A 25250-nucleotide genomic window follows, 5' to 3' on the forward strand; every position below is an offset into this window, starting at 1 on the left:
TGCGCACATCACTCTTGTTACGGCCTACTTCGGGCGAACAGGAAGTGGTGTGCGTTGTTGTTATTTACTGCATGACTTGTGCGTAGGACGGTTCCTCAGCGGTCAGATCATCATTCCAATCCTTGTGTGCGGGAATGAGCCTTTCCACCGTGTACCTCTCTGCCAGCTGTTCCTTCATGCGCCGGCTGGCCAGATGGCCAGCCTCGTCATTGTCGAGGCAGAGCAGGACCGTATTGATTTGCGGCTGCCGCTCCAGCAGCTTCAGCACCGGCTGAATAGAGGTGCCGCAGCAGGCCACATAGCTGTGGCTCTGCCAGCCCTCCGGATGGAGCGTGATGTAGGAGAGCATATCGATGGGAGCTTCGAACACATAGAGGCTCCTATCTGTGCCGATATGGTGGAAGCTGTGGCGGGGATCGCAGCCCTCCACATTGAGCCGGAAGGCTTTGCCGAAGCTGTTGGCGCTGCGCTTGTGGGCATGGCGGGGGACGCCATCTTCATCCGTACCCACGAAAACCGCATTGTGGTAATCGGCATCTTCATACAGCAGCTTCTCTCTGGCAAAGTGCGCTACAACGCTCCGGTCGATATTCCGGTGCTTGACCAGATAGGCATAGACCCGGCGCATATTGGAATTGGCCGGCGGAAGGACAAAGGGTTTGGGCGGCTCCTCAACCCGTTCTTGGGCAGAGGGATAGACCGTTCCCATCTCACCCCCCCAGAAGCATGGTCACCGCCTCCGGATAGCTGAGGTGATAAAACCGCTGCACGAAGCTGACAGCGTGACCGCCCCGCTCCTCGGCATGATCGTACCACTCGTTGCCGCGGATGGTGACGCTATGGTCTCGGGCCAGCCGTTTCTCTCTGCCGGAGGTAAGGAGCTTTTCGCCGCGGCAGCGAAGAAACTCCTCCAGATCAACGGAGGCGGCTCGCTGCTTTTGTTCATCTGTGAAATGAATATAGGTCGACATAGGTTTCTCCTGTTACATGGTCTGCTGATAGGATACCTGCTCCTCATGATCATCCGCCTTGTGGCCCATGGCCATCCGCTTTTCCGTCAGCCGCTTGCGCCGTTTGGAATCAATGCGAATCCCTGCCGGATTGCGAGGCGGCATGGAATTGTCCCGGAAGATCCGGCTCATGTGATGGAGCAGCTTGGTTGCCGCCAGCATGACGGACGGATCTCGGAACTGGTCAAAGCGGTCAAGGAAGAATTGAGCATACGCATTGCCCTGGGCAGCGGAGCGGGTGAACCAATCCCTGGCCTGCTCCCGATCCTGTTCCACATCCCGGCCCAGGAGATACAGCTTGCCAAGTGTGTACTGAGCAAACGGGTTTCCTTGTCTGGCGGCGGCAGTCAGGTACTCCAGAGCTTTTCTCACATCCTTCTTTACGGACTCGCCGGTGAGACAGAGCTTTCCAAGGCGGTATTGGGCAAACGGATTCCCGTGCCGGGCGGCCTTATCCAGCCAGCGCACTGCCTCCCCGGTACGCTTTTGAGAGAGCAGGAGCTTCCCGAGTGCGTATTCCGAAAAGTCATTTCCGGCCTCTGCGGACAAGCGAAACCACCGCTCCGCTTTTTCATGATCTCGCATGGTGGAGAGGTCATCCCGGTAGAACTTTCCCAGTTGATGCGCCGCCACCGTGTATCCTTCCACCCAGAGCTGTTCCAGCACCCGGACGGCTTCGGCGTGTTCCTCATCCAGCGCATAGACATCCTGCAGAACCGTTTTGGCGGCACGATAGCGTCGAGCCTGTTCATATACGCTGCTGGATCGCTGCTCCTCATGTGCCGCCTCCGGCTCCGGCTCATCTTGCATCTTCTCATCTTCAAAAGTCGGGAGGCCGAGGCGGATGTTCTCGGCCTCCCGGATGATATCGTTTTTGATCCGGCGGAACTCTTTCTGCTGAGAGAGCGGGAGATGCTCCCGCGGTGTACGGCTGCCATAGCACTCGTTCAGCTCATCCCGGATCTGATTCCAGGTTTCATAGCACTTTGCTACTTCCGGCTGCCGGGCCAGCTCGTCCACGATGGTGTCCACCAATGCTTTGAGCGGTTTCTTCAGATAGCCATACTGCTTTTTCCCGGTGGTGGTTTCCAGCGCCTGCACCAGCTGGCGCATCTGCTTCTCGATGACAGGGTTGTCGCAGAGCTGATGCTCCATCTTCTGAATCAGCTCCCGCATGGTATCCTGCGCCGCTTCGATCAGCTCTTTATAGGCAACATCCTTCCGCTCGTAGATCTGGATCATCTCATCCCGGAAGATGGTGTTGGTCAGCTTGGAGCGCATGGCCGCAATGCCTTCCCTGGTCAGGAAGCCCTCCTTCGGATCGTCTGACCAGACCATCATGTGGATGTGGGGGTGATGCCCCTCATTGTGGAAAGCCGCATACCAGCGGAAGTGATCAGCCGGTATCTTCATGGCCTTGGCCAGATCCTGTGCGTGCATCATGAGCAGGGCACGCCATGCTTCCGCATTGTCGTACCCCAGTCGGGCAGCATCCTCACGGCGCAGGGAGTAGATGATGGTCCACACATTTCCGTCATGGGCTTCCAGCTCGGACATGGCTGCGTCGAGGTCTACCGCGGCGGCGGAGCTGAACAGGCCGTGGGTGCCGCGGCGCTCCACACGGGGGCGGGTGGCGATGTAGGACAGGTATCCGCTCTCTGAATTTATCTCATGGAGGTTTGCATCCAGCGCCATGGTGATGAAAGCTGATGCGGTACCAAGGGTAGGTGCCTTGCGGTAATCCTCATACTCGAACAGCTCCACGGCATCAGGGAAATCATGCAGGAGCTTTTGGATCAGCTCCTGCTGGCCCTTGGTGACGGGATCATTTCCGGTCAGCTTCTCCACACCCTCGCGGGTGGCAATGTACTTCATGTACCCGCCGGCCTTTTCGGATTTGATGTAGCCGCTTTTCTGTACGAGCTTTGCCATGGGTTACACCGACTTCTGGAAGTCCAGCGCATCCTTGAACGAGATGCGCCCGTTGGTGCGCTTCATATCCCGAATGGCGCGTCCCCGCAGACGCTGGTACTCGCCTTCGTCGATATCGGTGTCGTAGGCGATGATCTGCCCCAGCACATTGAGATCCACACCCTGCTTGAACAGAAGCGAGCCCATGCGTCCGGCAAAATTGTCCAGGGTGCCGGTGAGCATGGCGGAGAGTGCTTCGGGCAGGAAGCCGCCGGCGTTCTTCGTGTTCAGATAGCCGATGTAAAACCGGAGCGCATTCTCCACGAATTCGCTCCGGCTGGCGCAGTTGTCGAGGCGCAGGTAGATGTCTACCTTCTCGTCCAGATCCTCAGAGATCCAGAACCCCTTCTTCGTTTTTCTGCTTTCGGACTTCAGTAAAACCACTCCTTTTTTCGTCAAGTCCCCGCTGAGAACCCTTGCCACAGCGGAGCTTTTCCGCATCATAGGGTCCAACAGCTCTTTCCACCCGCCGGATTGTCCCCGCTGCGAAAAGCCGGAAACTGCCCGCACTGCGGGCAGAAGTGGGAGAGCCGGGGGCGGCATTGTCCCCGGCTCTTTCTCCTGCTTCGCTTTCGTCAGCTTCCCGCCCTCTTGGAAAGCGGCCCAAATCCCGCCTGTTTCTCCGGGGTGGGGTACACGGTCGGCCACCCGCTGAAAGCCGCACACATCGGCTCACAGGGGGCGATACGGCGCTACATCTGCATCTCCGGGAGCTCCTTGCTCTGTTCCGCCAGATAGTCCGCACTGCACTCCTCCAAACTCTGGCCCCAGTGTTCCTGACAGTAGGTGTTCATCTTGGGGAGTAGCAGAGCCTGCTCCTCGGCGCTGAGGCGATACTTGAACGCCTCCTCGTCGCCGTTGCCCCGCTGCAGATACACCTCCAGCGTGTCACAGACGCGACGGGCATCCAGATCGTAGTTGGCATAGATGTTCAGCCAGTCGTCATTCTCGGAGGTGCAGACATCGGTTCCGAACACTTCATCCGCATTGAACGATACTTCCATGTAGAACTCCAGCAGGTTGTCGTTCTGAATAATGTCCTCGGCGAAGGAGATGTCCTCGGCGCAGAGCCGCCGGCTGCCGGTGAGGTATTCCGGTTCCGGCTCCTGGATAAGCGATCTCTCCTCCAGACGGTCCAGGAAGATCCGCCACCTTTCATCCGGCGCGGCGTTTCCTTTCTTTATGGCGAAGTAGGCGGCGGTGCTTACATCCCGAATTCTGAACCGCTTCCAGCCATCCATGATGCTGACGGCCTCCATATCTCCGCAGTCGAGGTCGATGTCGTAGGCACCTACCACCCGGCCGGTGTTGTCCAGCCGCTCCGACACATAGGAGTTGAACTCCTCCTGAGAGATTCGCTGGGTGTGCAGCAGCGTTTCGACAAAGCGGTGGGGCGCCTCGTCGGGCGGCTTGCGGATGTAGCTGCGCAGCCGGCGGGCGGTCGAGAGCAGCTCAAGTTTTTCCTCGGCCAGAATATAATCGGAGCTGCCGTTCTCCGTGACATGAAAGACGGCGAACCGCCGTGCGGCCTCCCGAGCCTCCTCCTCCGCCTGCTGCTCTGCCCAGAGCTCATGGCTGGTGCGCTCGTACTCCCGCTGAGGAAGCTGGTTGCACATTTCATCAAGGATATTCTCCAGATGCCCCTCCAGCGTTTCCTCCTTCAGTTGTTTGCTCAGCGCGTCGTACCACCGCTCGTCGAGCCAGAGTGTGATCTCACGGCCCCTCATTGCATTCCTCCCATTTCCGGCCCACACTGCTTCATCTCAGGGTACTCGGTCAGGAGGTGCCACACGCCGTTTGCGTAGTTGGCGCTGTTGACCGTCTGACCAAGAAGATCGTCGGCAGAGAGCGACATCGTAATGCCGGGCACGCCGGGATGCGCCGCGGTACTTTGGCCGCTCATCAGTCCTTCCGCCTGAGCCGCGGTCAGAGGCACAAAGCCGCACGGGGTCATCAGGGAAAAGACGCCGCCAACATGGGCGGCCAGGAAGTCACGAACCGTGCGAGGGCCTGTGTCATCAGTCAGATCCTCCCGAAGCGTCCAGACGCAGTGAAGCAGCTCCTCACCATGGGAGGCATCCAGACCATTCTCCGCAATCCAGCGGTCTGCCAGCTCATCCAGCGACTCGTCCAGCCCCAGCAGAAATCTGGCGTCCTCCTCATTGATGGCGTCCTCGATATTGTCACGGATCAACCGTGCGGCGGTGATCTCCTCAGCGGCGTCGATCAGCTGAGAGGGATCGGCCGCCATCCACTGCTTGACCCGGCGCTCATAGTCGGCGCTAATCCGCTTCTTCAGCTCCTTCTTGTAATCCATGGCGATCTCATCTTTGTTCACTGGATCACCTCCGGTTCCTGGTCAGGCTTCGGTGCGGCGGCTCTCGGGCTGCGCCGGGGCTTGCTCGGAGCGGCGGCGCTTACATCGCTCTCATCGATATACTCCCGCACAGGGGCGGGCACATATTTTTCATAGAGCTTCACCAGCGCATCCGTCATCTCACGGTCCAGGTCAAGCTCCTTCTTGCCCATATAGCGTTTGAGCGCAGAGAGCTTCTCCTCGTCGAAGGTGATGGTCAGGTTCACTTGCTTCATTGGCACTTCCTTTCTCAGTCGTAGTTGATGTATTCGATCTGCAGCCAGTGGGTCCAGCCCCGACCCTCCAGCTTTGTTTTCACCACACCTTTTTTGGTATTCATAGCTTCAATCACATAACCGTCACCGATGTACACGCCGATGTGACCGTCATGCCAGACAGCGAGACCGGGGATATCCGGCATGGTGTCGATGGTTCCGGATACTGAGGCGTTATAGTACATCTGGTTGGCACCAAGATCCGGCATCCCGTTGGTTCCATACTCGATGGTCATGGTGTCGGGATTGAGCCATCCGTACCCTTTGATCAGGCCCACGCAGTCTGTGGTTCTGCCGCCCAGCCAGTTGGCACGGATGAAGTCCGCATAGCTGCCGACGCCATCAGGGTACTGCTCCAGCTTGTAGGCGAAGAGCGAATCGGTGAGGACACTGCCGTATGTTCCCCAGACATAGCCCCAGCCGGACTCCCAGGCGTGTATGGCGTAGGTCACAAGGTCTGCGGCGTTCTTGGTGGTTGGATCGGTGAAGGCGGAGATGTCCAGTTCTATGCTGCTCCCATCCCCTCTGAGATACTCGCCGCTGTAGCTGCCGCCCCCGGCGCTCCCCGCAATCATGGTATAGATATGGTCGATGTTGCTCTTGTCATCGTCCGTGATCTCTCTGCCCAGATGGGCTTCCAGATTGGCGTAGGCCTGGGACAGAGAGACCGGCACCGCGACGGTGTATTCTTCTTCCTCTGTACTTGTAGTCCCGTCCTCCAGTGTCACTTCCACGGTTCGTGTTCGGGTTTCGGTGGTGTAGAAGCACTCCACGAAGCTGTTCGCCGCCCGTGTGGACGGGGCGTCGTCCCCAAAGCAGAGGGCATAAAAAACAGCCTTGACTCTGATCGGGTCAAGACTGTTGCCGCTGTCCATCTGCTCGTTGGCAGAGGACACCGCCGAATCCAGAAGAGAAAAGGCCGAGCGCATCTCCTCGATGTGATATCGAAACTCCGCCGGGACTTCTGCGGAGAATTCCGCTCCGTAGAAGCACGCCTCCACCGAGTGGTTGTTATGCTCCGCCCCGCCTGAGCCAAGAGAGCAGAGCAGGGCAATCAAAAGAATGACTGGTGAAAAGACTGCCACCAGAATCCAGCCCACACCTTTCCGGGTCTTTTCGTTGGTAAGCAGCATGGCAGCGGCCTTGGCCACTGCGGCAGCGGAAACAGCCATCAGCGACCACCTGCCGTTCCGAAGAGTTTCTCCTTGTAGGCCGGGGCGTGAACCTCCAGCAGATATCGTTCATTGCCGCACTTGTACAGGCAGACGCCGCGCTGGGGGAACTTGATGAGATTGTATTCCGACTCCTCCAGCTGGAGCATATCCATGTAGGACCGCTTGTCGATGGAGCCGGCATTGAACAGAAACTGGTGAGGCGGGATGCTGAACAGGGGTTTGGTCATCTCACGGACGCCCTCCTGGTCGAAGTCCTCCAGATTCTGACTGGCCAGCAGCATCGCCGATTCCTTCTTTCGCACACGCTTCAGACAATTTCGGATGTACTCGATGGCGGTGGGGTTGGACAGCCAGATATACAGCTCATCCAGAGCTGCCACGGTATTGCCCACGGTCAGGAGCTTATCGGACATGAAGGACAGCACATTGAAGAGCATGGCGTTGCGGACATTTTTGGCGGCGCTGAGCATTCCCTTGACGCCGAACACCAGGAAGCGGCTGGAGGTAATGTTGGTATGCCCGTTGAAGAACTGGGCGTCAGCGCCCTTGCACATGGAGTGCAGCCCCAGCAGCACCTCTTGCAGGAGCTTTTGGGTGTAGAGCTGGTGACGGTCGGCGTCGTAGGTCTTGAATTCCTCCTCAATGAGATCGTAGAGGTCGGAGAGGATGGGATAGTCCTCCGGGCACATCCGGCTGAAGTTGGTGCGCTCGGTGATGCCGAACTTGCGATACAGCTTGGACAGCATGATCTCGATGGTGTCGATGTGCGCGTCGCTGAAATCCTTGTAGGCCCGGAAAAAGTCCTTGAGGAAGGAGATGTGCTGCGCCAGCAGGGTGCTTTTGCGAAAGGCCTCCGGCGCGTCGGTGGCGTTGGGGTCTCCGCCGTCATCCCAGCACTTGGGTTCCAGCACATTGATGATGTACTGCCCGGCCATCAGGTCTGCGAAGCAGCCGCCCACCGCCTCGCACATCTCCTGCTGTTCATGTTCGGCGTCCAGGCTGATGACGGATTTGCCGGACTCCAGCAGATTCAGGATCAGCAGCTTCATCAGGTAGGACTTGCCCTGGCCGGAGTTGCCCAGGATCAGGATGTTGGCGGAGGTCTTGTCCTCGTCCCGCTGGTCGAAGTCCACCAGAATGTTGCTGCCGTATTTGTCTTTGCCGACGTAGAAGCCTTTGGAGTCCAGCTTGCCGGAGTAGTTGAAGGGATAGAGATTCGCCACGCTGGAGGCGGGCAGCACTCGTTCAAACTGGATGCCGAATGTGTTGTGGCCGCAGGGATTGACGCAGCGGAAGCCCTGCTGCTGACGGAGCAGGAGCTTATCTACATTCAGCTTGCTCCGCACCAGTTCCGTCAGCACATCGGTCTGGAGCAGCTTGAGGCTGTTGTAGTCGGATGCGGTCAGCTCGATGTACACGGCGCAGTGGAGCAGAGGCTCACGGTTGCGGTGCATGGTGGCCACCAGGGTCGCCACATCCTGCAGGTTGCTCTCGGCGGTGACCGTCTGCTGCAGGTCGTTGGTGTTGGAGCTGTTCATGCGGTTCTTGTTGGCCGCATTTTGAATGATGCGCTTTTCCTCAGCCGGGGTGACCTGCCGGGTGTAGATCCGCAGGGTGACGCCGTCCTTTTCTCCCAGATGGCGGAGAATAGCCTGCTCATCCGTGCTGGTCGGATATTCCCTGAGTGCCCAAACGCAGCGGTAGGTGTTGCCGCAGATGAAATGATCCGGCATGAAGCTGACCACAGAGGGGGCGATCATATCCAAAAAGGACTTGATGGACGCCTCCTCGCGGCCTTGCGGAACAGGTCTTTTCGCTTTCTTTGCCAAAATGGATGCCTCCTATTCTCCGTGGAGGCATCCCGGCCATGGAGTGGAACACCTCCACGGCCTGTGATGAATTGATTTACTCGCCCACGATGACCCAGCGGTCCCCGTCGTAGTCCTCGAACTTCTCGGTAGTCACATTCTGCTCGAAATAAACGCCCAGCATCCGCTTGAGATCCTGCTCGGTGGCGCGGCGGGTGGTAAACCCATTGTCATTGATGCTCTGCTCAATGCGGCTGAGATACGGGAACACATCCGTTTCCTTTTCGCTTCGCAGCCGGATGATGATATAAAACTCCCGGCTGGATGCCATCAGCACCTGGATGCGATCCAAATGCTTGCTGTCCTGCTCCAGAAGCCGCCGGATGGCAGGAAGTTCCTCGCTGCCCATGCGCTCCTGATAGAAGTTTTTGTTTCGCTCAAAGGACTCCTTGGAGTTGAGGGCCAGCATCTCAATTTCCGCCTGCCCCTTGACCACATTCAGCAGGGCGTAGATCCTGGCGCTGATGCTGGAATCGGACAGGACGCTGATGTTGGTGGGCTTGATGATAAAAAAGACCAGATCGCCCATGCGGGTGGCGATGCAATAGTCCTTGATGCCGTCGATCCCCATGAGCTGCCGGGTCGATTGCGCGGCATTCTCTTTTTTCTTTCTGCTCATAGCTTCATTCCTCCTTTGGGAAAGCAAGGCGGGAAAAAGCCGGTGCAGCGCATGGTGACACAGCAGGTCACCCGTCTGGGGTTCTGGCTGAACCAGTATTTTGCCCTGGCGTTCTTGGCGCTGTAGCAGAGGGACTTCTCGCACAGAAGGCCGCCCACATAGCTTTTCAGCAGGGCACGCAGGCTGCGGAAGCCATAGTAATATCTGCCGTCCTGGCTGCGGCAGCTCCACTTGTTCTTGGCATCCTGCCAGAAGAAGGCGTTGCGGCACTCCCACCGCTTGCGCTTCCGGCTCCACCGGAGCGTCAGGGAGGCGGACAGGTCCCGCTCCTCGATTTCCGGCAGGCCGAAGCTTTCCTCGTTGTCAAAGAGTGTGTCGGCGTGGAACATATCACATTCTCCATTCATAGAATTGCTGTTTGGTGATCAGGAAGGCAATCGCATAGCGGATAAAATCCAGAATGCTGGTGCCGTCAAAACGAATGCTGAGGAAGGCATAGACCGCCGTGAGCACCAGCGGGATAAAAATACCGGTCTGTGTCAGCGCCAGGATAGAGACCAAAAGCCCTACGCCAATGACGCCCACATCCCTGAGCTCCCAAAGCCACAGCATGGCCTTGGCAGTCAGATTGTCGGGGTAGATATACAGGGTGGTTCACCTCCAAAAAACAAGCCGCCGGGGATATGCTCCCCAGCGGCCGGTGCGGCATTTTTATTCTTCGGTCATCTCGGCGGGCTGATTCTGCGCCTCGTACTCAGCAAGCGCCTGCTCGATAAGACCGATGACGAATTCTTTCTGCGTGATTTTTCTGCCGCGCTTTTTTTCTGCGGCAATAAAGTCCTTCAGCCGCTGATCCAGCTCCTCGGTGATCTTGAATGCGAGAGTCTTGGTTTCTGCCATAGTGATTCCTCCTCCTTCGAAGTGTTCTTTGAGTATCAGCTCCACATACTCGCCCAGAGTCTTGAGGCCAAGCTGTTCCTTTTCTGCCACAGCTCTGGCGTGCAGTTCTTCCGGGATCATTCCGCAGAGATTCTTCTTTGCTCCCATGGGTTACTCCTTTCTCTGATTTTGTAAGCAAAGCATACTGCGCCCGGCGGTAAATAGCTATTCACAGAACCCAACGAAGAAGCAAGCTGCAAACGAAGCATAAGCAACAAGCCCGGCTCAGCCGGCGAGAAGCACCAGAGCAATGCCAAAAAGGACATAGTCCACGCACGGAATGGCCACGCTGTTGCCCAGTGCCTTATACCGGGAAGAGTCAGAGGCGTTGGGAATGTCAGTCCAACCGTCCGGAAAACCTTGGAGTCGCTCGCATTCCAGTGGTGTTAGTCTGCGAATCAACGAGGTCGGCGAGAGAACACACTTGTCTTGGCTGACATATTGATTGCCTGCTCCCTTTTCATCTCCTCTACACAAAGCACCAACTACCGTTTGGTATGGGTTGCAGACCGCATGGTGATCAGCAGTAGTTAACGTGTAGGAAATGTCAGGTTGATAGCCAATTCCGTTCCCGCCGTTCTGGGGTTTGCGGTCAATGGCGTTTCCAGTAATACAGAATACCTGCTCCTGCTCCACAAGCGGAACATTGTTTCCGCCTGTACCATACCGCGCGGACATGGTGGGTGCCACTTTATGGGGACCGGTGTAGCGGGAGTCGATGCCGTGGTTCTCGTAGACCAGCGGCTGATGCCCATGTTCCTGTGCCCGGAGCGTACCCGCCACATCCTCTGAACAATCCATGACGCTGCCGCCCTGATCATTGAGGCAGAGGACAGAGGGCATACAATTTCCGCTGGCACTCCCCTTCAGGGTGGGGGCAAGTTCCTCGCCGTAGCCGATACTTCCGGCAGAGGCTCCTGCCCCGGCAGAGAAGCCTGCGGTCAGGACACAGGGATACCCCTGACCAGCCTGACCGCCGCCCGCACTCAGGGATGAGTGCCGCTCCGGTGTCAGGAAACAATCGCCGTTGCCTTTGGCCACGACACCCTCCGCAATGAAAGTCTGCTGCTTCATTCCCGGCTGGGCGCCCAATGCTCCGGCCACATCGTGCAGATCTCTGACCTCATCACGCTGGTTTGCGGCAAAGGCAATCGGCTGGATAAGGCCGTTGCGGCCAGTGGACATCCCGCAGTTCACGCCCAGTGTGGCTGCCACATCTCCGGTCAGATCACCGTTATAGCCATCGAATCCCTCCACATCAATCTTGTCCGGCTGTGTGACAAAGGTCTGCATCTGCATATTATTGGTTGCCATCAGGGCACCGGAAACGCCGTGCAGATCGATGCCCTCATCACGCTGGTTGATGTGGTACGCCTCCAGTTGGGTGGATCTGCCGTCCGGTGGAGCTACTCCCGCCTGAATCTCCAGTGCTCGATTAAGCTTTCGGGGCAACTCTTTCCCGCGTTCAGAGGCTCTGCGCAGGATGCCCAGGCAGGCTTTCTTGGTCAAATAGTATTTGTCTGGCGGATCGTCCTGCAAAATCTGCGACAAGGAAGATCCTTTTTCTTCTCTGGGGGACACCCCAGTATTGAGCGTCAAGGCATCTCCACGCCAGGGAGAAATCAGCTCCCAATAGAATTCGCCCAGCAGGTTCCCAGCGCCCGGTGTCAGGTCGAGGGATTGAAACACCACTGACTTTAATTCGGACGATCTCCTCGAGGACGATCCGGAAATCCTCTCCTTTTGGTGTTCCGCTGGAGAAGGCTCCGGGCAATAGTGATAGGTAATCCTTTGAGGTAATCTTCGGATTTTCCCCCACTCCACACCGTGCATGAGAGTTTCCCCTCACACGGCGTTCCATCGGGATAACAGTATTTTGTTTCAAACACAATTTACACACTTCGTTGCGGGTAGACTGTTTTAGATTGCGTTCAGATTTGCTTGCTCTCGCAGTTTGTTGAGCTTTTTCCGCTGTTGAGTATCCAGTGACAGGGTTTGGAGCAGACGGGAGATGGTTTTTTCATCGGTGGCATGAACAAGTTGATGAACAGTCTCGCTGACGATAACAAGATTTGCGTAGGCATCTGTTCCACCTGCCGATTTAGGACGTTTGTGATGGCAGTGAATTTCATGGGGGCTGAGCATTCTGCCTGTGACAGCACATTTACCATACTGTGCCGCATATAAAGAGATACGATTGTCCGCATACTCCACAGACTGGCCCAGCCTTGGATTACGCATCAGCCATGTGAGAATTTCCACATTGACGCCGAGCATCCGATGAATTTCCTCTCGTCCGCTCTCTGTATAGCGATTGATGCTCCGCTTTTTCCCCAACGGGTTTTTATGCCGGATATATCCCGCTGGTATAAGCGGATGACCTTTCAGGAAACGGATTTGACTGCTGCTGCCATATTTACTCCTGATGTAGCCCTTTTCTAATTTACCCTGTTTGCTTAACCCCTGCTTACCCAAACGGTTTTTCATCTGCTTACCGATGGCGAATGCGATGGGCGAAAAATCCAGATTGACACAGGTAGCAACACGATAATAATTGTGCATTCCAATTACGATAGAGTTGTAACGGAAGATTTGCCTGTGCTGGTCTTGCTCACTCTTGGGATGTTGGATTGCCTTAATGCACTTCGCCAGTTGGTCTTTTGCTCTTTTCTGTGCTTTATCGCTCATGTGAGACCGGACAACATACTTATCTCCCTTGCGCTGTGCTTTCATCTTGAATCCCAGATATTCAGAATAGTGGCGCTTTAGGTTCACTACCTTAGATTTTTCTGGGCTGATGTCCAGCTTCAACCGCTCCTTAAGCCATTGCGTTGTTGCCGCATATAGGCAAAATGCGTCTTTGCGGTTTCCACAGAACAGCTTGAAATCATCGGCATACCGGACGATGAACACAGGCTTTAGGCGGCTTTCTTTCAGCAATCGGTACTGATAACCCCGATTGATGCTGCCGTTTGCGTTAAGGTAAGTATATTTTGCGCCGCCGTGCATTGGCATCCATTCCCACTGTGACGCAATCCACCAGTCCAGTTCATTAAGAACGATGTTGGACAACAGCGGGGAGAGAATACCGCCTTGCGGCGTTCCTTTGCTTGGATGGATAATTTCTCCGTTAGGCATCACGATGGGGGCTTTTAACATTTCCCGAATAATGCACAGAAGCCGCTTATCCTGGATTCCCATCTTCCACATCTGCTGAATCAGCTTTGTGTGGTTTACATTGTCAAAGAAGCCTTTTATATCAATGTCCACAACATAATGCAGATTCGATAGCTGTATTAGCTGGTTACATCTGGCTATGGCATGTTCTGTGGAGCGATTCGGCCTGAATCCATAGGAATGGTCATAAAATTTCGCTTCACAAATTGGCTCCAAGACTTGCAGGACACATTGTTGCACGATGCGGTCTACAATGGTCGGAATTCCAAGGGGGCGGGTCTTTCCGTTGGGTTTGGGGATTTCCACCCTACGGACAGGGCGGGGATGATAGCTCTTGAACTGCCTTTGAATCAACGCCACATATCTTTCCTCGCTCAATTTGGCAAGGTCTTGTATGGTGCGCTCATCTACTCCTGCGGTACCGCTCCCTGTATTCCCTTTGATTGTTCGATATGCCATTCTTATATTTTCCTTACTGGAGATGAGTTCCATAAGGTGAGTGAACACTTTGCCTTTTGAACTATCGGCATACAGACTGTCCAGGGTCTTTTGCAGGTCGTAGTATTCCGCATAACGGATTTTGCTTCGCTTGGGTTTCTTCCGCTCCGAAGTCAACACAGGCATCCACTCCTTTTCAGCGGATTTTCTTTGTCATATTCGAAGCTGTGTTTATTGTGTTTTCAAATTTAGCTGTTATCTCGACTTGAGGCTATCCCTCCATCATGTTTCCATGATTTCTACGGTACTGTGCCTCTACTCTCACTGGAATAAAGGACGGTTATGACTTCCCGCCCAGCGCTTCTCTGACCGCAACAGTCTCCACGCTCCCAGCTTTCCACGTTCCAATGGCCCTATCATTTCATGCTTTTAGGTGCTCCCTTTGAGCCTGTGCCCGGCTTTCGCCTTACTGCCTGTAACAGTAGATGGACTTTCATAAAAACGACTTTTACTCATCCACGGACACCCCGCTATGGCGGGTAGTGCCTTTCGACACATTCTGGGTTTAGACCCTTACATTTGGAAGTTCGTCAGTGTTCTGCACACATTCTCACCATGAACATGAGACACCCGGCATATAGGCAACACCATCCACCTCTGGACAGGTTTCGTATCATAGACTATGATTTACGGTTGCTCTCTGCCGACTTCACCGAGCTTCTGACACAGATTTATTTGCTTCATCTGCGCCAGTCGGAGTATTAGCGTGGGCGTTTCAGGGCGTTACCCCATCATTCCACCCATTGGGCCATTAGTTCTGCAAGTGTTTTTCACCATCCTTTCAGTCTTGCGCCTGACCTTTTCAGTCAGGAACGTGTCGCACCATTCTCCCACACCATAAATCGAGGTCGTATATCGAGAGCTGCTCGGCCTCGTTGTCTATCTGCATCTCTCATCTCCTTTACGATTCGCACCTGTTCCATAAAAAGGCCGGAGCGTTCTCCGAAGATTCCGGCTCTCGCTCCGGCCACGGACAGATCCTGACAGGGAGAGCCGCCGCAGATGATATCCACCGGCGGCAGCTTTGCTCCGTCAAGCTTTGTAATGTCGCCCACATGAACCATATCGGGAAATCGAAGCCGGGTTACCTCAATGGGGAAGGCTTCGATCTCGCTTGCCCACACAGGTACGATGCCGTTGTGAACCGCAGCCAGAGGAAAACCGCCAATCCCGTCAAACAAGCTGCCCATTGTCAGCGTCTTCATTTGGCTACCGCCTGAACAACGGTCCTTGTGGTATTGACCGCAGCCTGGGCGGTATAGACTGCAGACATGATATTGGCTCTTGTGGTGGTATCCAGACCAAAGGCTCCGGCAATACGGGGGATCTCGCCGGCGGACAGCATCAGGCCGAGGCCAAGGAGGGCATGGTCCTTGAATACCATGAGGCCGGCGATGAGAATGGTGGATTGCAGGAAAGCGGTCAGGCACAATCCGATGATCTGCTTGCACCATTGAATAAATCCGTCCGTATAACCGCGTGGGACGCTGAACATATAGAGACTCCCTACTGCGATTTGAATGAGCAGAATGCCGCCGCGCTTCAGGTTTGCAAAGAAGACCTTTATCACGGCATAGGCCATCAAAATGATGCAGAATAAAAGCATGATCGGGCTGGTGATGGAAGCGAAGCCGAAGTAAGAGCCGGTGGCCATTCCAGTCAGCGAATCGATGCCGCTGAGCGAATCTACGATTTCGGTCGCCGCCTCGCCGATGGAAGTGCCATACCCTGTGATCCCTGCGGTGAGGCTTGCCTGCAATGTAACGGAAAGCTCATAGAGCCGAATCGGCACAACCGTAAACAGGCTCACCGCCATAAAGCCCTTGATGGCACACAGAGCGGTTTCTTTGAGGTTCCCTCTGCCGGAGGAATACTCGATGCCGCACTCAAAACAGGCCACCACAAGACCGGTCACATAGAGCGTCCAGGCCAGATAAGAGAAAAACAGTACAATGCTCTGCACCCAGCTCAGTTCGAACAGCTCGACGCCCATGTTGCCCATCTCGGCGAAAAAGTTTCCGAGAAAGCCCATGACCTGACCGTAGATCCAATCCACGATCTGACCGAGGATGGTGTCGGCAACAAAATCCCAAATAAACAATGGTTCGTTCACCTCTTTTCGGGGTGAGGCCGCACCAACTGCTTGGGATAAAAGGCCAGGGGCCGTACAGCTGGTACGGCCCCTGGGTCAGTTCTTTACATGGTCTGCTGCCACTGGGGGTCAGCGGTTTGGACTTGCTCCTGAAACACCTCCAGATAATCCGACACCGCATCAGAGAGCTTTTGATAGTCCCGTGCGTTGGGATGGTAGACATACCAATCCGCTTTCCCGTAGTCATCCCAGATGTAGGGATTGATCCCATTGCGGAAGTTCGGGTTGCCGGTTTGCTTTTTCCCGAGGATGTCGGAAAGATTCAGAAGCAGCACATCCACCTGGCCTTCGTTCCGATTCAGAATGGAAACGCGAAGGGCATGGTATTGATTTGCGACGATCCCCGTGACGAACTGGATCTTTGCCCGATTCAGCTCATTGAGACGCACATAGCAGGCCCGGCCTACATAGGTGGCGTCAGGATACTTTGGGGCAACGATCTTGTGAAGCTCTTGCTCGAAAAAGTTCATATACCCTCCTTAGATGCCAATGATGCTCCAGAGATACATGGGCGCAGTGAGGGTAAACACGAGGCAGGCAAACAGGATGGCGGGAGCCGCCCACTCGAACTGGCCGCTCTTGCGATACTCGAAATAGGCGGTTCCCAGCTTGGCAAAGAAGAAGACGGCCAGAATCAGGTCGATGGCGGGAAACACCACATTGTCGACCACCGACTTGATCTGGGTGGATGCAGTGGACCAGGTGCTCTCGACGGCGCCGGCCACATCCCCGGTACCTGCGGCAAAAGCTGTGGTCGCCATCAGGCAGGTCATTGCCAAGACCACGACCAGCATAACGATCAGGCGCTTATAGTTGAATTTACGCATAAATTCCCTCCGTTGTATGTTGTTAATTTGTGGGGGCGATATGCCAGTCCTCCCAAAGATCTCCGGAAATCCGGACGGAGTCCGTGAGGTTTAGCGACAGCATTCCCGCCGGTGTCCAGCAGTCCAGCAGCCAGGTGTACGGCGTATAGCTCCCATTGGGATACCATATCGGTGTGAAATGGGTCGGACGATTATAGGTGCTGTATGGATTGTCCTTGAAAGTGAAGGTGGAGCGTTTGCCGCTGATGCTTCGATCCAGGAGCCTCCAAAAGCCCTCGTAGTTGAACTCCGGGAAATAGGTCACCGCATTCTGAGCCGCAGTAACTGCGGCGCTCTGTGTGGTGCTGACGCTGGCCGTAACGCTTTGCTGGATGCCGTATCCGCTTTTGAGCGCAGAGGAAGATGCCGTGGGTGACAGGCTGTCCGGCGTGATGACCATGGTTGCCGTCAGGCTGGTTGTGTAGGCGTTATAGTCAAATTCCCACCAGCCCTGATCCTCCCACCAGCCGTTGTCCACCCAGTGGTACCAGCGGTCCGTGTGGGATTTGCCCTCGCTGTCCGTCCACCGATCCGTGTGCCAGCACTTCTCCCAGTTTTCAACCCACACCCAATTCTCCTGCCACCAGGGAGACCAGATGCCCCAGGAGGCGGAGGTCACTTCTTCTTTCTCTGGGATATCCACGAGGGAGAAGGTATCGTTTCGGTCATCGGCCACGGGATTTGGCGGGTCGTTGCCGTCCAGATCCACAATGTTGGCGGTGATGGTGCTTTGTGCTGTGCCTCCGCCCAGCACCCTGACCTGAATGGTGCAGACACAGGGTTCATCGGGAGTGTGCCACTTCACCCAGACCAGCTGGCTGTCGCCGTCCGGATAATAGACATTGCTGACGGTATAGGTGCTGCCTTCGATCACAAACTGCACGGTGACCGGGTTGTCCGGGTCTGACTGCCCGCCGGACACCTCCACCGAGGTGATAACATCGGTGTCCACCCGGTATTCGTAGTCAAACGCATCCACCTCCGGTTCCTCCACCTCATCGTTGAATCGGACGATGCCGATCCCCAGCGAGGAAATGATCTGCTCATTGCTGACCTTGCTGGTAGTGCTGCCTGACCACGCGGGATACCCGAGGTCGGCTTCCTCCAGGAAGATAGCGAGCGGGAGATTCTGATGGGTCAGCGATCCCATCCAATAGCGCAGGTCACCGCTGACCATCTGGTCATAGAGCGCAGCTTCGGTGGCAGTCATTGCAAACTGCTGGCCGCTGTAGTACAGATAAGCAATAGGCTCGATGACAATCTTGTAGGTTCCATTTATCAGGGTGTCAAAGTCCATCCCCACATACCCTGCAATTCCCCGTATAACCTGTTCGTCGGTGAAGTAGCTTCTAATTGCCTCGATGCTGGCTGAGGATGAACCAGAAGAAATGATTCTGGGCAGGCTTTGTGTGGGCTTAATGCAGGTATATCCGCCCACGACTGGAGAAAGCGCTCGCCCGCCATTGTAAGTGAGCTTGCTAACCTTCCCGAAGTGGATGAGTCCAGTGCTGGGACTTTTATTGCTCAAATCCACGGGACCACCGACGACCGCATGACTTTCCGCATTGATAATACTCACACGGACACCGTCCATGCCGGGATTCCAGTAGCTCGTAGAAGTGCCGCTACCCATGTTCCCGCCGCCGCCATCGATATTTCCCTCGCCGGTGGCGGCGAGCGCCGGCATGGCCGCACCCAGCAGAAGGGCAAGGGACAAAAAGAGTGTGAGGATTTTCCTCATGCCATGCTCCTTTCCAAAAAAAATGGCGCAGCCGTTTCCGACTGCGCCGCTGGTGAGCAGGGGACTCATTCCCCGCCCATGATTCCGATTTTGTTTCCGTTTTCGTAGATGCTGTCGTCCTCGATTACCGTATTGTCACCACTGTTCTCCACATAGCCGAAACCGGGTACATAGACCTGACCGGAGTTGTTGGTGCTTCCCGCGGCAGGCTCCGTTTCGGTGGGAGTCACTGTGGGAGTCTCCTCATAGGTGGGCGACGCCTCATCCTCGGTCTTGCGCTCCTCCTCCGGCACATCCGTTCCGTCGTGGTCATCCGGCAGCGTGGTGGTGCCGGAGGGTGCTTCCGGTTTTTCGGGGGATTCAGGCTTTACAGGATCTGCCTGGATGGTCTGCTCCAGGCCGCTGGAGTCCGCACCCTGGGCGGGATCGGTTTCGGATGCGTCCGGCGTTTCCACCTGGACATCCAGATCAGTCTGGCCGTTATTGTCGATATCCACACTGGGATCACCGCTCTGGGTGGGATCATCGGAAACCACACCGGAAGAAATATCGGCATTGCCGCCGAACCGGACGGCGATCCCAACGGCCGCCGCAACGCAGAGCAGGCAGCAGACGGCGATGAGGACGATCCTCTTTGTCTTGTCTGTCATGGTGTATGCCTCCTTGGTGTATTTCTTGTTAATGGGACAATACCACATTTTTCTGTGGAAGTCTATTGAAAAGACCGGATGGATCAGAAGAGAGGCACATATTTGGCCTCCGTGTGCAAAGTCATGCTGGCGGCGGGCAAAAGATTCCCCAGAAACCGAACGGGCACCTCCAGATGGATCTCCACCAGTGCGGTATAGCCCTCACTCTGGCCGGAACCGAGGCTGTTATTTTCCAGAACCACGGACAGGTCGGAGATGGTATATTCCACCTCGCCGTCCGAGATTTTCTGATACCCGCCCGCTGTATTTTCCAGACCGAGCGTTTCAGAGAGCTGGCCGTACACATCGCCGGTGTCGATGCTCTCATCCCAGCGGCCTGTACCGTCCGGATACCAGCCCGCAGCGTATCCCTCACGGACGGCGTGGTACACATCGTCATAGTTGTCATTGACGGTGGAGATGACCGCCTGCTGCGCGGCCTCCTTTACGCCTTGGGCAATGATCCACAGCCGACTGAACTCGGCAATGGCGCAGAACAGCATCAGCAATACCAGCACAATGGCAAGGATCATGGGGGTGCCCTCGCCGGAGCGGCGGCGAAAAATCGGTTTTCTCACTTCCAATACACCTCCGACTTGCCTGTGGCGGAAGCCGTCAGCGTGATCGGGAACGAGCCAAATCCTCCGAACAGGCCGATATCCGTTTCCAGCGTCAGGGTCACGGTGACCTCGTCATTGAGCTGGATGCGTCCGGTGGTGGACCACCGAATGTCGGGGTCAAGCCCGGTGCTGTCGGTAAGCGCCGACGCCCGGCGGGTGGTCTCCGTGCCAACCCGGCCGGCGATCTCCGCCTCGCGCACCAGCTCCACCGCATAGGTGTCCAGTTGCTGTTTGGTGATGTAGACCGGGAGCACACGAACCACCAGCGCGAGCACCAGCATGGCGCACACCACCAGGACGCATACATCGATATAGCCTTCGCCGGAGCGCCGTTTCAGTATTTTTTTCATGGCGACCTCCTTTAGAACAGGCTTCCCAGAGAATTGACGATCTGGTACACGATGATGACGATGTAGGTCATCATGAAGCACATGAGCATGATGAAGCTGAACACCCGGATCTTGGGTGGGATCTTGGCGGCCTTGGCCTTGAGGCGCTGCAGCTCCAATGCCTTCAGATCGTGGGACAGCATCTGGAAGTACATTCGCCCGTCGTCACCCCGCAGTATGCCGATGAGGCCGCGGACGATGTCCGAAATGATGGCGGAGCCCATTCTGGCCTCAAAGCGGATGAGCGCCGCTTCATAGGAGGAAGAACGCATATCCGCTGTCAGCACATCCAGCTCACGACCAAAGTCAGGCCCGGAGTGTTTCTTGTAGTTTTCCAGAATCCGCAGCACATCCCGGCTGGCTGCCAGTTCCTGATGGATGGTGGCGACGAACCGGGGCAGCTCGCCCTCAATCAGCTCCATTCTGGCCTTGACCAGCTCGTCAGCCCGACGGCTCTCCTTGAACCAGGTCAGCACGGCCAGCACCACGATGAGGGGGCTCAGGATGGGCAGGATCAGCAGGCACGGGATGATGCCGAGCAGGATGAGGCAGGGCTTCAGGATCGAATAGGCCGTGTAGACCTGGGGTGTCATATCCAGCCCTGCCGCCGTGAGCTTGCTCTCCAGCCGGCGGTATTTGTATTCGTCCATTCGAATCAGAGGGGCCAGCTTCAGCGCCCAGCCGAGGATCAGCGCCTCCAGAGCTTTGACCAGGCTCCGCTCCCGCCGTCCGGCGGAAATGAGCGCCCGTTCCGTGGCCAGTCTGGGAATCTTCAGAAGGTCGGCGAGGACGAAATACAGTCCGGCGGCCAGAACGGTCCCGAACAGAAATAAAAGTGCGCCCATTTCCTCACCTCCGATACTCAATGGGCTGCGTCAGCTTCACCACGAAGGCAAAGGACACGAATACGGCTGCGATGCAGACGGCGATGACCATCTGGCCGGGAACGGTGTCTACCAGGGTGTGGTACCAATCGGTGTTGATGAACCGCACCAGCGGAATATTGATCAGCACCAGGATCGCCATGGTGACGAATTCCTTGCGGGGGCCGAAGACCAGATTTTCCAGCTCTCCGTTGACCACTCTCATGTCCGACAGCTTGCTGACGATGGGAGTCAGGGTGCTTTTCAGGCTGCGGTCTGTCTGGCACGCCATCACCGCTTCGCACCACTCCTGCCATACCTCATTGTCAATGGCGTATTTCAGGTCATGAAGTGCGGCGTCCATGTCCGGGTCAATGTGCTTGATGCGGGTGAGGAACCGCTGGAACACATCCTGCACGGGGTGGTGCAGGTAGCGGATGTTCTCCTCTACGGCCTGCTGGAAGTTCTCTGTTCTCAGGTAGGCGGTTGTGATGACCGACAGCGCCGTTTCCAGCTCGGCGGCCACATCCTTTTTGAAGCTGCCGGCTGTCAGCTTGACATACCAGAACGGCGCCAGCATAAAGCCGACGGCCAGCACAGGGACAAGAAAAGCATTCCCGGCAAGAATGGCAATGCAGGCGCCAAGGGCAAACAGCACCAGGGACGCCATGCACACCATGGGGAACTTCCCCTCACGCCCGGATGCGGCCAGCACCGCCTGCGCCTCTGTGATCTCCCGGCGGAAGAAGCCGGCCTTTTTTCGCTTGGTCGTCTCGTTGATATCCGCCCGGATGCTGCCGGGGGCGGCAGTCAGCCGGGAGAAGATGCTGTCGCTCATTTCTGCGGGTGAGATCCCCAGCACCATAAAAAGCCCGGCGATCATGCCGATGCAGGCGATCAGTTGGATCATTGTCATGCAGTTTCCTCCTTCCTCTGGATAAACTGCTCCAGCTCACCGCGGGGCATACCGTTTTCGATAAAGCGGCGCTGCAGGCTCTCGGACATCTCCTCGCATTTCTGGTGGTGTCCCTCAATGATGAACCGGTCGCCCTCCAGACGGTTTTCGGTGATATTGTACTCGTAGAGCTTGTGGAGCCGGCGGCTCCCATCCGGCAGGATCTCACATTCGGAGATGTTGGTGATGCGGCGCTCCTTGTTCTCCAGCTGGCGGCAGTAGACCACAATGGGATATGCCTCGGTGACATAGCCCATGAGCGTATCGTCGGGGGTGTCCACGGCCCGCTTGCACAGGGATACCATGCGGCGATAGGTGCCCTCGCTGGAGCTGGAGTGGATGGTGGTGAGAACGGCCACACCCACGCGGGCGGCCTCCTGGGCGGCATTGGCTTCCGGACCGCGCATCTCGCCCACGGCGATGATGTCGGGATTGAAGCGAAGGGCAATGTCCAGCAACGCAATCTGGTCGATGCGCTGGCGCTCGTTCTCACTGTCGCGGGTCTGGGTGTGGACGACCGAGTTGACCACCCTGCCGTTCTGCTCCCGGATGAGCTGAAGCTCACGGGAGCCGTCCTCGATGGTGAAGATCCGTTTGCGGTCAGGAATGGTGGACAGGAGCCAGCCCGCCACCGTGGTCTTGCCGGAGCTGGTGGCGCCTGCCACACAGATGGAGACGCCGTAGCGCAGGCAGGCGGACAAGAAATCCAGCATTTCCTCCGTGGCGGTGCCGCTGCCCACAAAGTCCTCCTTGGTCAGATTCTTGGGGTTGACGATTCGGATGGAGGCCGCGACGCCGGCATCCTCGTCCAGCACCGGGGTCTTGATGACCGAGACACGGATGTTCTTGGCCAGACGGGAGGTAATGATGGGACTGGCATTGTCCAGCACCTTGCCGGAGTTCTGGAGCATACGGCGGATGACATTGGCCGCGTGGTCCGGCGAGTCGAAGTGTTCCTCCAGCTTGACGGTGCGGCCGTCGGAATACTGGATCTCAATGTCGCGCCAGGAATTGATGTCGATCTCCTCGATGCCTTCGGCGAAGATGTACTTGGTCAGAAACCCATACTCGGCCATCTCCGTATAAAGGGCGTCCACCAGCTCGCTCTGGCTCATACCGTCCACCGCCATGCGATTGTCCTGCAAATAGCGGGCGATCCGGCGCTTCATCTGCTCCTTGGCCTCATCGCCGCTCTCTGTAATCAGGGTGGCATAGGTACCGGAGAGGTAGGACTGTACCTGAGTGAGAACCTCCGCGAAGGGCATCCCCTCGGTCTGGGGAGCGAAGAAGACATCGCTCGCTTTGGGCGCGACCTTGGTTTCCGCAAAAATAGCCCTTCCGGTATTTTCCTCGAAGGAGATATCATGCACCTCGGCCTGCTCCGGCTTGGCTTCCGCAGGGGCGGCAACCGGAGCAGCGGCGAACAATGAATTGCTTCTTCTGTCGCCAAGCATCAGAACACCTCCTTGCAGATTTTCTCGATCTCCCGGCGGAACGCCTTGCTGTCTTTCATGGAGAGATCGTTCAGAAGCGTGCCCTCCAGATACTGCTCCTCCAACTCCCGGGAGTGCGGAAGCTGGAAAGCGACGCTCCCAAGTACCTGACCGATGCGATCCGCCGCCTGGAGGGGCTTGATGTTGGACGCCGCCTTATACTGCTTGTCCTCATCCCAGTGCAGTTCCCGAAGGAGCGGGAGCTGGCTGGACAGGTAGCCGATGGATTTCAGGTCGCAGTTGGCCAGCCGGAGGACGCTGTCGGCCTCCATGAGCGCCACGGCGGAGAGGATGTCATTGGCGATATAGCTGGAGCAGTCGATGACCACATAGGGGGCAATCTCACGCAGGCCGCGGATGAGCTCCTCCGCCTGCTGCTTGGTGCAGGCCGCGTAGGTATACTCGTTTTCCCCCTTGCGCAGCCCCAGCATGGTCAGGTAGGATAGCTTCTTGTGGGTGGTCAGGTTGTGCTTGATGAGATTCACGGAGATCCGCTGGGCGGCGAAGATGCTGCCCAGGGATTTGTCGCACTCCAGCTCAGAGGGCGGGCAGATGCAGGGCATCATGGGGGCGGTCATATCGCAGAGCAGCAGCGCCACATTCTTTTTCTGGGACGCCAGATGCTTTGCGATCTTCACCGCGGTCACGGTCTTGCCGCAGCCGGGGCTTCCCCAGACGGCAAGGACTCCACCGCCGGATTCCTCGATGATTTCAACCTCCTCCGGCTCTGTGCTGCGGTGAAAGAGGCTTCCTTTCATGAAGTTCATTCCGCAGCCGCCTCGCTCTCCGCGGCAGGATCGGCGCCCTCGCTTTCCCCGCTTTCGGTATTCTCAGTTGCCTCGGCAGTCTCCTCGGCTTCCGGCTCGGCGTACAGCTCCTCGATCAGAGCGTCCTGCGCCTCAATGAATGCGGAGGCATTCTCAGGCGTCCCACGATAGACCAGCGCCAGATGCAGCTCGCTTTCCTGTTCCAGCCCCGCCAGCACCTTGGCCTGCTCGGTGGTCACCAGCAGGGTGACGGTGGAGGGCAGCTCTTTTTCATCCTCAACCGCCTCGCCGGTGTTGGCGTCGTAACCAGAGGAGGCGGTAACGGAGATGACCTCTACATACTGCAGCTCGGGCGGGATCACGGTTTCGCCCATGCCCTGATAGTCGGCCACGAGGACGGAAACGATATCGCCGCTCTCCAGTTTGCCGGAAAGGCCGGTGGCAAAGCTCTTGATGGTGACAGAGATGGCCTGTTTGGTGCCGTCCAGATTGTAGAGATAGGCATTTTCAGCGGCAGGCTCGTTGGAGAGCTTGCTGGCCAGAATGTAATCGCCCACCTTCAGGTCGGCGGTGGCATATTTGCCGACGACCTCGTCTTTTTCTGTCATGATGCCGGACGGCAGGTTATAGGCGCCCACCTCCACAGTCTGTACCATCTCAGCGGTGATCTCGTCGCCCTCCTTGATGTCGGCGGTGACGCGGACGATCTCAGCCTTCTCGCTGGCGCTGCGGCTGAACAGGGGCGTCACTCCGAAGCAGATGACGAGCGCCAGGAGGATACACAGCACACCGATCACGGTGCGGTTACGGAAAATCTTCATATAAGC

At 56.7% G+C, this 25250-nt stretch carries 27 protein-coding genes and 1 pseudogene; all 28 read right to left on the reverse strand.

Going from position 1 to position 25250, the window contains the following annotated elements:
- Positions 1 to 64: 64 nt before the first annotated feature.
- Positions 65 to 709, reverse strand: a complete 645-nt coding sequence (locus I2G69_RS07990) for a DUF3991 and toprim domain-containing protein (protein WP_243254918.1) — start codon at positions 707 to 709, stop codon at positions 65 to 67.
- Position 710: 1 nt separating this feature from the next.
- Positions 711 to 971: a hypothetical protein gene (locus tag I2G69_RS14255; protein WP_243254919.1), complete on the reverse strand. Its 261-nt coding sequence runs from the start codon at positions 969 to 971 to the stop codon at positions 711 to 713.
- 12 nt (positions 972 to 983) lie between these two features.
- Entirely contained in the window at positions 984 to 2942 is a 1959-nt protein-coding gene (gene mobP3 / locus I2G69_RS07995; protein ID WP_195560583.1) for a MobP3 family relaxase, read from the reverse strand.
- Positions 2943 to 2945: 3 nt separating this feature from the next.
- Positions 2946 to 3629 carry a hypothetical protein gene (locus I2G69_RS08000; protein WP_195560584.1) on the reverse strand — a complete coding sequence of 228 codons (684 nt, stop codon included), beginning with the start codon at positions 3627 to 3629 and terminating at the stop codon, positions 2946 to 2948.
- 44 nt (positions 3630 to 3673) lie between these two features.
- Positions 3674 to 4708, reverse strand: a complete 1035-nt coding sequence (locus I2G69_RS08005) for a hypothetical protein (RefSeq protein WP_195560585.1) — start codon at positions 4706 to 4708, stop codon at positions 3674 to 3676.
- Positions 4705 to 5319 carry a hypothetical protein gene (locus I2G69_RS08010; protein WP_195560586.1) on the reverse strand — a complete coding sequence of 205 codons (615 nt, stop codon included), beginning with the start codon at positions 5317 to 5319 and terminating at the stop codon, positions 4705 to 4707. Before I2G69_RS08010 ends, I2G69_RS08005 begins: the two co-directional genes overlap by 4 nt.
- Positions 5316 to 5573, reverse strand: a complete 258-nt coding sequence (locus I2G69_RS08015) for a DUF6103 family protein (protein ID WP_087295551.1) — start codon at positions 5571 to 5573, stop codon at positions 5316 to 5318. Before I2G69_RS08015 ends, I2G69_RS08010 begins: the two co-directional genes overlap by 4 nt.
- Positions 5574 to 5587: 14 nt before the next feature.
- Positions 5588 to 6784: a hypothetical protein gene (locus I2G69_RS08020; RefSeq protein WP_195560587.1), complete on the reverse strand. Its 1197-nt coding sequence runs from the start codon at positions 6782 to 6784 to the stop codon at positions 5588 to 5590.
- Entirely contained in the window at positions 6784 to 8547 is a 1764-nt protein-coding gene (locus I2G69_RS08025) for a VirB4 family type IV secretion system protein (RefSeq protein ID WP_243254924.1), read from the reverse strand. The genes I2G69_RS08020 and I2G69_RS08025 overlap by 1 nt, the downstream gene beginning before the upstream one ends.
- 145 nt (positions 8548 to 8692) lie before the next feature.
- Positions 8693 to 9274, reverse strand: coding sequence for a hypothetical protein (locus I2G69_RS08030; protein ID WP_116721457.1), 582 nt, complete (start codon positions 9272 to 9274; stop codon positions 8693 to 8695).
- Complete coding sequence (locus tag I2G69_RS08035) at positions 9271 to 9663, reverse strand: hypothetical protein (RefSeq protein WP_195560589.1); 393 nt, start codon at positions 9661 to 9663, stop codon at positions 9271 to 9273. The genes I2G69_RS08030 and I2G69_RS08035 overlap by 4 nt, the downstream gene beginning before the upstream one ends.
- 1 nt (position 9664) lies before the next feature.
- Complete coding sequence (locus I2G69_RS08040) at positions 9665 to 9922, reverse strand: hypothetical protein (protein WP_087295682.1); 258 nt, start codon at positions 9920 to 9922, stop codon at positions 9665 to 9667.
- Between the two features lie 63 nt (positions 9923 to 9985).
- Complete coding sequence (locus I2G69_RS08045) at positions 9986 to 10321, reverse strand: 4-oxalocrotonate tautomerase (RefSeq protein ID WP_195560590.1); 336 nt, start codon at positions 10319 to 10321, stop codon at positions 9986 to 9988.
- 117 nt (positions 10322 to 10438) lie between these two features.
- Positions 10439 to 11905, reverse strand: coding sequence for a DNA cytosine methyltransferase (locus tag I2G69_RS08050; RefSeq protein ID WP_442858888.1), 1467 nt, complete (start codon positions 11903 to 11905; stop codon positions 10439 to 10441).
- 228 nt (positions 11906 to 12133) lie between these two features.
- The gene (gene ltrA, locus I2G69_RS08055; protein WP_195560591.1) at positions 12134 to 14014 is read right to left on the reverse strand and encodes a group II intron reverse transcriptase/maturase; all 1881 of its coding nucleotides are present in this window, start codon (positions 14012 to 14014) and stop codon (positions 12134 to 12136) included.
- Positions 14015 to 14712: 698 nt separating this feature from the next.
- Positions 14713 to 15093: pseudogene (locus I2G69_RS08060) on the reverse strand (DNA cytosine methyltransferase); the annotation flags it as partial.
- Positions 15090 to 15989 carry a conjugal transfer protein TrbL family protein gene (locus I2G69_RS08065; RefSeq protein ID WP_195560592.1) on the reverse strand — a complete coding sequence of 300 codons (900 nt, stop codon included), beginning with the start codon at positions 15987 to 15989 and terminating at the stop codon, positions 15090 to 15092. The pseudogene I2G69_RS08060 and the gene I2G69_RS08065, both read right to left, overlap by 4 nt.
- Before the next feature lie 95 nt (positions 15990 to 16084).
- Positions 16085 to 16510 carry a hypothetical protein gene (locus tag I2G69_RS08070; protein WP_195560593.1) on the reverse strand — a complete coding sequence of 142 codons (426 nt, stop codon included), beginning with the start codon at positions 16508 to 16510 and terminating at the stop codon, positions 16085 to 16087.
- Positions 16511 to 16519: 9 nt separating this feature from the next.
- Positions 16520 to 16867, reverse strand: a complete 348-nt coding sequence (locus tag I2G69_RS08075) for a DUF3852 domain-containing protein (protein WP_087295600.1) — start codon at positions 16865 to 16867, stop codon at positions 16520 to 16522.
- Positions 16868 to 16889: 22 nt separating this feature from the next.
- On the reverse strand, positions 16890 to 18647 hold the full coding sequence (locus tag I2G69_RS08080) for a hypothetical protein (RefSeq protein ID WP_195560594.1): 1758 nt from the start codon (positions 18645 to 18647) through the stop codon (positions 16890 to 16892).
- 65 nt (positions 18648 to 18712) lie between these two features.
- Entirely contained in the window at positions 18713 to 19297 is a 585-nt protein-coding gene (locus tag I2G69_RS08085; RefSeq protein ID WP_195560595.1) for a DUF6550 family protein, read from the reverse strand.
- Positions 19298 to 19380: 83 nt separating this feature from the next.
- A complete protein-coding gene (locus tag I2G69_RS08090) occupies positions 19381 to 19914 on the reverse strand; it encodes a TadE family protein (RefSeq protein WP_330610158.1) in 534 nt (177 codons plus the stop codon).
- A complete protein-coding gene (locus I2G69_RS08095) occupies positions 19911 to 20306 on the reverse strand; it encodes a DUF4320 family protein (RefSeq protein WP_195560596.1) in 396 nt (131 codons plus the stop codon). Before I2G69_RS08095 ends, I2G69_RS08090 begins: the two co-directional genes overlap by 4 nt.
- Positions 20307 to 20317: 11 nt before the next feature.
- The gene (locus I2G69_RS08100; protein WP_195560628.1) at positions 20318 to 21190 is read right to left on the reverse strand and encodes a secretion protein F; all 873 of its coding nucleotides are present in this window, start codon (positions 21188 to 21190) and stop codon (positions 20318 to 20320) included.
- Positions 21191 to 21194: 4 nt separating this feature from the next.
- Positions 21195 to 22124 (reverse strand): type II secretion system F family protein, encoded by a 930-nt coding sequence (locus I2G69_RS08105; protein WP_195560597.1) that lies wholly within the window; start codon positions 22122 to 22124, stop codon positions 21195 to 21197.
- Complete coding sequence (locus I2G69_RS08110) at positions 22121 to 23617, reverse strand: type II/IV secretion system ATPase subunit (protein ID WP_195560598.1); 1497 nt, start codon at positions 23615 to 23617, stop codon at positions 22121 to 22123. The genes I2G69_RS08105 and I2G69_RS08110 overlap by 4 nt, the downstream gene beginning before the upstream one ends.
- Positions 23617 to 24423 (reverse strand): AAA family ATPase, encoded by an 807-nt coding sequence (locus I2G69_RS08115; protein WP_195560599.1) that lies wholly within the window; start codon positions 24421 to 24423, stop codon positions 23617 to 23619. Before I2G69_RS08115 ends, I2G69_RS08110 begins: the two co-directional genes overlap by 1 nt.
- Entirely contained in the window at positions 24420 to 25244 is an 825-nt protein-coding gene (gene cpaB / locus I2G69_RS08120; RefSeq protein WP_195560600.1) for a Flp pilus assembly protein CpaB, read from the reverse strand. Before cpaB ends, I2G69_RS08115 begins: the two co-directional genes overlap by 4 nt.
- Positions 25245 to 25250 lie beyond the last annotated feature (6 nt).

The sequence above is a fragment of the Anaeromassilibacillus sp. D41t1_190614_C2 genome (assembly GCF_015558525.1).
GTDB classification, from domain to species: Bacteria; Bacillota; Clostridia; order Oscillospirales; family Acutalibacteraceae; genus Anaeromassilibacillus; species Anaeromassilibacillus stercoravium.